Origin of the sequence: Nesterenkonia sp. F (genome assembly GCF_000220985.1) — a bacterium.
In the GTDB taxonomy this organism is placed as follows: Bacteria; Actinomycetota; Actinomycetes; order Actinomycetales; family Micrococcaceae; genus Nesterenkonia.
In genome coordinates, this window is record NZ_AFRW01000058.1 from 1 (window position 1) to 7,724 (window position 7,724).

At 73.6% G+C, this 7,724-nt stretch carries 8 protein-coding genes; 3 read left to right on the forward strand and 5 right to left on the reverse strand.

The annotated features are described in order from the left end of the window. Both GU5_RS14085 and dut read right to left on the reverse strand, forming a co-directional pair. Positions 1-998, reverse strand: a 998-nt coding sequence (locus GU5_RS14085; protein ID WP_010524449.1) for a DUF3710 domain-containing protein, incomplete at its 3' end; no start/stop codon positions are given. A gap of 105 nt (positions 999-1,103) precedes the next feature. Further along, a complete protein-coding gene (gene dut, locus GU5_RS0104835) occupies positions 1,104-1,553 on the reverse strand; it encodes a dUTP diphosphatase (RefSeq protein ID WP_010524450.1) in 450 nt (149 codons plus the stop codon). 191 nt (positions 1,554-1,744) lie between these two features. Between dut and GU5_RS0104840 the strand changes: the two genes are divergently transcribed. Further along, positions 1,745-2,251 (forward strand): DUF3093 domain-containing protein, encoded by a 507-nt coding sequence (locus tag GU5_RS0104840; protein ID WP_010524451.1) that lies wholly within the window; start codon positions 1,745-1,747, stop codon positions 2,249-2,251. A gap of 140 nt (positions 2,252-2,391) precedes the next feature. Here GU5_RS0104840 and GU5_RS0104845 read toward each other — a convergent pair whose 3' ends face one another. Then, positions 2,392-2,691: a DUF4193 domain-containing protein gene (locus GU5_RS0104845; RefSeq protein WP_010524452.1), complete on the reverse strand. Its 300-nt coding sequence runs from the start codon at positions 2,689-2,691 to the stop codon at positions 2,392-2,394. A gap of 365 nt (positions 2,692-3,056) precedes the next feature. Here GU5_RS0104845 and sepH point away from each other — a divergent pair, with 365 nt between their 5' ends. Further along, a complete protein-coding gene (sepH, locus tag GU5_RS16255; protein ID WP_010524453.1) occupies positions 3,057-4,553 on the forward strand; it encodes a septation protein SepH in 1,497 nt (498 codons plus the stop codon). 85 nt (positions 4,554-4,638) lie between these two features. On the opposite strand, the gene GU5_RS14095 is transcribed toward sepH, so the two are convergent. Together GU5_RS14095 and GU5_RS14100 are read right to left on the reverse strand one after the other, a co-directional pair. Further along, complete coding sequence (locus GU5_RS14095; protein WP_033227885.1) at positions 4,639-5,898, reverse strand: alkaline phosphatase family protein; 1,260 nt, start codon at positions 5,896-5,898, stop codon at positions 4,639-4,641. Further along, positions 5,888-6,508 (reverse strand): DUF5998 family protein, encoded by a 621-nt coding sequence (locus GU5_RS14100; protein ID WP_050806598.1) that lies wholly within the window; start codon positions 6,506-6,508, stop codon positions 5,888-5,890. The genes GU5_RS14095 and GU5_RS14100 overlap by 11 nt, the downstream gene beginning before the upstream one ends. 190 nt (positions 6,509-6,698) lie before the next feature. On the opposite strand from GU5_RS14100, the gene GU5_RS0104865 reads away from it, so the two are divergent. Beyond that, positions 6,699-7,724 carry a 3-oxoacyl-ACP synthase III gene (locus GU5_RS0104865; protein WP_010524456.1) on the forward strand — a complete coding sequence of 342 codons (1,026 nt, stop codon included), beginning with the start codon at positions 6,699-6,701 and terminating at the stop codon, positions 7,722-7,724.

The window sequence follows — 7,724 nt, forward strand, 5'->3', positions numbered from 1 at the left end:
CGCCGGCCGGAATCCGTCGGGGCGGCGGACCGGCCGTCGTCGGTCGTCGCGCCGCCCGACTGCTCGCCGCCCTGGCCGACGGCGGCCGCGGCCGGATTGGGTCCCGGCCCGTCGGAGCGCCGCTGGGCGGGGTTGCGCGGCACGGGCACCCGCTTGGCCCCCTCCGGGGGACGCAGCGGCAGCAGCTCGCGCGGCGGCATCGGATCCTCGCCGCGGACGACGACGATCCGGGAGAAGAGCTCCTCCACCTCGCGGGCGGCCTTCGGATCGATCGCTCCGCGGCCGCCGACGACGCCGCGCAGGAACCAGCGCGGCCCCTCGAAGCCGATGAACCGGGCCACGCGCCAGCCCGACCGGCCGTCCTTCAGCGTGGTGGGAACCCGGGCGGCGACCTCCCTGCCGAACCGTCCGTCGACCTGCTTGACCTTGCCCTTCTGCTTGATCACCGAATCCTGGATCTGCTCGCGGACCTCGTCCCAGGTGCCGCCGGACTTCGGGGCGGAGAACGGCTGGACCTGGATGCTCGCCTGGCCCGCGGCGATCGTCAGCGCGACCACGCGCCGGGTCTTCTGGTCGATGTCGAGCCGGACCTTCTGGTCCTTGCCGGCGGGGATCAGCAGGGCCCCGAAGTCGAGGTACCCCTTGGTCGACTCGACCTCCTCGACGTCGAAGGGGCCCGAGGCACCGTCGGCAGCCTCGTCGGAGGACTCGGCCGGCTGCTGCGGAGCCTCCTCCGCGTCGTCCTCCGCGTCGTCCTCCGGGGCCTCCTGCTCCGGGGCCTTCTCCGCAGCGGGCGCGCCGGACTCGTCGTCCGCGGCCTCGGCTGCCCCCGCCGACCTCGGAGCGACGCCGGCGGGCGACTCCGTCGCGTCGGCGGTCTCGGCGTCGGCGGTCCCGGGCTCATCGCGGGCGGCGTCGCGGGTCCGCGCCTCTCCGACGGCGGCGGGCTCGGCCTGACGCTCCGCCTTCCGGGACTTCTTCCTTCTGCCGAAGATCATGGGTGGTTCGCCTCGATCCCTTCGTTCGCTGGTCTGTGCCGTCTCTTCCGAGCGTCGCGACGGTCGCGGCGGCCCGGCGGCTGCTCCGCCGAGTCCGGACGCCGATCAGACTCCCGTGGAGCCGAAGCCTCCGGCACCGCGGTCGGAGTCCTCCAGCGACTCGACCGTGGCGAACTCCGCCCGTCCGACCCGCTGCAGCAGCAGCTGGGCGATCCGGTCTCCGCGCCGGAAGCTCACCGACGTGGAGCGATCCGTGTTGAGCAGGCACACCTTGATCTCCCCACGATACCCAGCATCGATGGTTCCCGGCGTGTTGACAAGGGTGATCCCGTGCTTGACGGCCAGACCGCTGCGCGGGTGGACCAGCCCCGCCCAGCCGGCGGGCACGGCGACGGCGACGCCGGTGCCGACCAGGCGCCGCTCGCCGGGCTCGAGGGTGAAGTCCTCGCGGGTCACGAGGTCGGCGCCGGCATCGGTCTCGTGGGCGTAGTGCGGCGGCGGCAGCTCGGGGTCGAGTCGCTGCAGGGGCACGGTGACGTGCTCGAGGGAGGTCATGGTCGCTCTGGGGTCCTTCCGAAGCAGTCGGTGGGCGGGGGGGGTCAGGCTGCGCGGCGGCCGAGGCGCCGGGAGGAGCGCGGCGCTCCGTGCGGCGCTCCGTGGGGTGATCATGGGGTGGTCATGCGGGGGATCACCTGCCGCCGTCGCCGACCTGCTCGAGTCTACCCATCCGTGAGAAGCTGGGGATCATGACGACGCAGCCGACGGGACAGCCGGCGCCGCAGCAGGCGCCGCACGCCGAGAAGCTCTGGCCGGCCTGGTGGATCTGGCTCTCCGCCTGGCTCGTCGGCGCCTCGGTCTCGCTGGTGTTCTTCCCCCTCGACGTCGGCGTCGGGATCCTGGCCCTGCTGATCGGCCTGGCGCTGGTCTCGGCCGGGCTGCTGGCGACGACGCCGCAGGTCCGGGTGACCGCCGACGGGCTGCAGGTGGGGCGGGCGCGCATCGACCGCGACCATATCGGCCGCGTCGTCGCCCATCGCGGACCCGCCGCCCGCGAGCAGCTCGGCCCGGGATTCGACGCCACCGCCTACCAGTGCATCCGCGGCTGGATCGACGCCGTGGTCACCGTGGAGATCGTCGACGAGCGCGACGCGACGCCGTACTGGATCTTCTCCACCCGGCGGCCCGAAGACGTGCTGCGCGCCCTCGGCTCGGACCAGCCGGTGCGCGAGTCCCGCGCCAGCGTGCAGGACTGACGTCACGGACTCCGCGGCGCCCGCCGCGTCGTCCCCCGTGACCCCGGCGGGCACCACGAGCGCATGCACGACGGCCCCGGCCGGAGCATCTCCGGCCGGGGCCGTCGTCGTCGCGCGCCGCTCGGCGTCTGCGGATCAGGTCAGGACTCGCAGTCCTTGCAGAAATACAGCCCCTTGTCCTCGCGAGCGACCTGGGAGCGATGACGCACCAGGAAGCAGGAGGCGCAGGTGAACTCGTCCTGCTGCGCGGGCAGCACACGGACCTGGAGCTCCTCGTCGGAGAGGTCGGCGCCGGGCAGCTCGAAGCCTTCCGCAGCCTCGGCCTCGTCCTCGTCGACGGAGGACGACTGGTGGCTCGGCTGCCGAGTCTTCAACTCCTCGATGGAGTCCTCGTTGGCCTCTTCCTCATTCTTGCGCGGCGCATCGTAGTCAGTTGCCATGAAGCTTGCTCCACACTCCGGTTCTCGGCACTCGTGGCGCCCGATCGCGCGGATCTGCCATGCTGACGTTGATGGCGTTCCGGCACCCTCGAGCGCGTTGGGTCGCACAGATTGTGTCTCATCGACGCCGAGGCCACAAATCATGTCGGCCATGTTGAGCCGAGAGCTGACAAGCCGGGCCTCGGGCGCCTCGACGAGGGGCGTCTCCGCCATCTCGCCGGGTCGCTCATCGTACGCCTCATGGCTCAAGGTTCAAGCTCGGCTCCACCTCCTCGACGTCCTCGTGCGCAGCTCCGCGCTACAGTGACCGGTGACAGTGCGAGCTCGTCACGAGATCGGCCGGCCACCGGCGGGAGGAAGCATCGATGCAGCACCTGCGGATCATGGGCGTCAGGGAGGCTGAGGAGCAGGACGACCTCATCCTCGCCGACGAGTCGGGCACGGAGTATGCCCTGCCCGTCGACGAGGCCCTGCGGGCCGCGGTCAACCGTGCCGCCCACCGCCCGGCGCGCACGCAGGACGTCGGAGCGCAGGGCGCCGGCCCGCTGAGCCCCCGCGACATCCAGGCCTGGATGCGCGCCGGCGCGACGATCGAGCAGGTCGTCGCCGACTCCGGGCTCGACGCCGCCCACGTGGAGCGCTACGCCGGCCCCGTGCAGGCCGAGCGGGCCTACATCGCCCAGCGGGCCCGCGGCGCCGAGATCGCCCCGGCCTCGACCGCCGAGCAGCACCGGGTGGCCTTCGGCGACGCCGCCGCCACGCTGGAGGCGATGGTCTCGGTGCGCCTGCGGGCCGCCGGCGTCGATCTGCGCAGCCTCAGCTGGGACGCCTGGCGCCGCGAGGACGGCCGCTGGAAGGTGCTGTGCTGGTTCGACGCCCACGGCGCCACCGGCGATGCCCCGACGCCGCCGGCGGAATGGATCTTCACCCCCGAGTCGAAGCACCTGCTGGCCGACGGCCCGGCCGCCGAGGAGTTGAGCAGTCTGCCGTCGGCGGCCCGGCCGGCCCGGGGAGGCCGTCGCCTCGCCCCGGTGGACGCGCCCTATGACGTCGAGTCCGACGAACACCCCGGCCGCTCCTCCGGGGCCGTGCGTCGCGGACCGCTGCGCCCGGTGCCTGCCGAGGAGCAGGACACCTCTCCGGTCGAGCCGCCGCGCGGGGCGCCCGCGGAGACCTCCGATTCTGCCGAGTCGTCCGGTCCGGCCGATCATGGCCGCGCTGCCGGACCGTCCGGGCCCGCAGGCCCCTCGGGCGCCGCCGGCGAGGGCGACGAGCAGGAGGCGCTGCTGGAGATGCTGCGGCGTCGGCGGGGCCAGCGTCTCGGGGCCGACGAGCAGGCCGACGACGAGCTGGCGATGATGCTCACGCGGGAGGAGCACCCCGCCTCCGGGCCGCGCGACGACGCGGAGCACGGCGACTCCGCGGACGACGACGCCGACGCCCAGGAGCGCTCCGGCGGCGCGGCCCCGTCGCCGGTGACCCCGCTGCGCCCCGTCGACGACGCCGCCGGCGAGGACCGAGGCTCCGGCCGCCCGGTCGCCGACGAGCCCTCGGACACGGACCGCGAGCACCCCACCGAGCCCATCGCCCGACCGGGCGAGCGCGGCCCGTCCGGAGGCACCGACGCCTGGGGCTTCAGCTATGAGGAGGGCGGCGACGACGCGCAGGACCCGGAGGCCGCCGAGGAGGCCGGACGCGCCGGTGATCGGCGGCGCGGCTCCGGCGGTGCCGCCGACACGCGCACTTCGGGCGGCGAGGACGATCCCGAGGGTGAGCGCGGGGCCCCACGTGCGCGGCGCGCCTCGCGGCGGCCCAGCATGCCGCGCTGGGACGACATCCTCTTCGGCAGCCGCGACGACTGAGGCCGCACGGACTGGGGCCGCCCCGCCGGCGGATTCGGCCGGCGGGGCGGGCACCGGCGGACGCCCCTGCGCGGGCGACTGCGGCTCAGCCGAGCGAGCCCGTCGAGAGCAGCACCAGCGGCACCGCCCGCTCCTCACGGGTGAGCGACCCGTGCTGGCCGACCATGTCCAGCGGGCCCGTGCCGATCCGTCCGGTGTCGAAGAGCGCCGCCGACCCCCGCAGGGCCACGACGACGTCGCCGAGGCGCTCGCGCACCGCGATCGAGACGTCGCCGAACCAGCCGGCGTCGATCGCCTCCTCCCGGTCGAGCACCCAGGCGCGGTCGCCCAGCTCGCGCCGCCAGCGGTCGGCCACCTCGGCCCGACGCTCGGCGCGGACGGCCTCGGGCTCCTCCCCGGTCCCCACCCGCAGCTGCAGCAGCCGCGGCTCGCCCGCAGTGGAGACCACGGCGTCGAGCAGCTCGGGATGCTCGGCGAGATCGATGCGATCCTCGGCGGAGACGTCGATCATCCCGTGGTCGGCGGTGAGCAGCACGGAGACCTGGTCGCCGACCTCGCGGTCCAGAGTCGAGACGAGACGCTCCGCCTCGGCGTCGAGGCTCTCCAGCGCGGCGATCCACTCCGCGGAGTCGACGCCGTGCTGGTGGCCGGCCTTGTCCAGCTCGTCGACGTAGAGATACATCAGCATCGGCCGCGGCGGACCGCGACGCACGCCGCCGGCCGGGTGCAGGTGCCCGCGGATCTCCTCCAGCGCGGCGGCGAAGCGGGCCTCCAGACGGTTCGCCCCGCGGAACCGCCCGCCGTCGAGCACCGCCTCGGTCAGCCGCGAGTCGGCGAAGCGCGGCCGCGAGACGGTCAGCACGCTCGCGCCGGCCTCCTCCGCCCGGCGCAGCACGGAGGGATGGGGCTGCCAGGTGCGCGGATCGACCTCCGGGTCCCACCCGCCGAGCATGTTCACCACCCGGTCCAGCTCCGGGGAGTAGACGTCATAGCCGATGAGACCGTGCTCGCCGGGAGTCCGCCCGGTGGCCAGCGAGGCGATGCCGGCCGCCGTCGTCGCCGGTGCGGTCGAGTCCAGCGTCCGCGCCGCCGACGCGCGACGCCAGCGGGAACCCAGGAACCGGGCGTGTCCGGTGTGCCGGGCCAGCTGCTCGTCGCCGAGCCCGTCGACCAGCAGCACCACCGAGACGGCGGCCTCCGGCAGCCCGAGCCGGTCGTCGAAGCCCTCGAGCCCGAGCGAGGCCGCCGCGGAGGTCATCACGTGGCGCAGATGCGCACCGTCGTAGTCGGGCGCGGCGGGCAGGGCGGGATCGCCGGTCGCGCCCGGCGAGGGCTCAGCGGGCATGGCGGATGCAGGCGCGGCGCAGCGCACGCACGAACTCGCGGGCCTCCTCCACGGCGGTGTCGCCCTCCGCCGTGGCGGCGATCCGCAGCATGATGTCCTCGGGCACGAAGGTGCCGCTGTCACCGTGGTCGGCCATGCAGTCCGGATCGCCGCAGTGCACCGGGGCGGTCTCGAAGCGGGCCCCTCCGGTCCAGTTGAGGTTGAGCGTGACCTCGGCCAGCCCGCGGTCGGGGTGGAACTCCTCGGGACTGCGGTGGACCTCGGAGAGGATCAGCGACTGCACCCGGCTGACCGGCACGACCTCGGTGGAGATCCGGGCGACGGTGCCCGTCTCCCCCGCGCCGCCGTCCTCGTCGGCCTCCAGGTCGTGGTCGTCCAGATGCGCGACGACGATGACCTCCTCGGCCAGCACCACCACGGTGATGTGCCGATGGACCTCCTCCATGTCGAAGTGCGTGTCGACATGGACGATCTGATGCGTCGGCTCGCGGCCGTCGAGCGCCTCGGTCACCGTGTGATGGACCAGGTCCGGATAGAACCCGCCGCGCTCGATGGCGCGGCGCAGGGTGAACGTCGAGGGAGTCGAGCCGTCGTCAGCGCTGGAAGTCATGGCCTCCATCGTATCCCCGACGCCGCCGAGGCTTCAGCCGCAGCGAGCGCCCTGTGGAGGAGGCCGGCCCGGCGACCGCCGGCGGAGGCGCGCGATCGCCGCGCGTGGTGCGTCGTGCGTCTCCCTCCCGCGCCCTCCGGGGACGTCATGGAGATTCGCCCCCGCGGTCCTCCTGCTGGATAATGGAGCGGTGCCCGGAAATGCGACCTTCCATCATCAGAACGCCTCCCTGCTGTCCGTGACCGAGGTCGAGGCGCCGGTGACGCTGACGTCCAGAGACCTGGAGCGTCGACTGGCCGACGCGCTGAAGCGGCTGAAGCTCCCGACCGGCCTGCTGCAGCGCGTGGCCGGCGTGAAGGCCCGGCGCAACTGGGAGAAGCCCGGCGACGTGCGGGCCGGCACCGTCGAGGCGGCCCGCCGCGCGCTCGACGCCGCCGGCATCGCCGCCGAGGACGTCTCGCTGATGATCAACACGTCGGTCACCCGCGAGCATCTCGAGCCCTCGGTGGCCGTGGGCATCCACCATGAGCTCGGTCTGCCCTCCTCGGCGATGAACTTCGATATCACCAACGCCTGCCTCGGCTTCGTCAACGCGATGACGCTGGCGAGCTCGATGATCGACGCCGGCCAGGCGCAGTACGTGCTGATCGTCGACGGCGAGGACGCCGAGAAGGTCCAGGACGCGACCATCGCGCGGATCAACTCCCTCGAGTCCGTCTCCCGGGACGACTTCATGACCGAGTTCGCCTCGCTGACGCTGGGCTCCGGCGCCGCGGCCGCCGTCGTCGGCCCCGCCGACCGGCATCCCGAGGGCCACCGGATCGTCGGCGGGGTCTCCCGGGCGGCCACCCAGCACCACGAGCTGTGCGTCGGCGACCATCGAGGCATGTACACCGATGCCCGCGGGCTGCTCGACGGCGGCCTCGAGCTGGTGATGAATGCCTGGGAGGATGCCCGGAAGCACTTCAGCTGGCAGGCGATGGACTCCTACATCACCCACCAGGTCTCGCAGCTGCACACCAGCTCGATCATCAAGGCCGCGAAGCTGGACAAACGCCGCGTGCCGGTGACCTACCCGGAGCTGGGCAACGTCGGACCGGCCTCGCTGCCGATCACGCTGTCCCGGGAGGCCGCCGGACTCTCCCGCGGTGCGCGGGTGCTGTGCATGGGCGTCGGATCGGGGCTGAACACCGCGATGGTGGAGCTCGAATGGTGA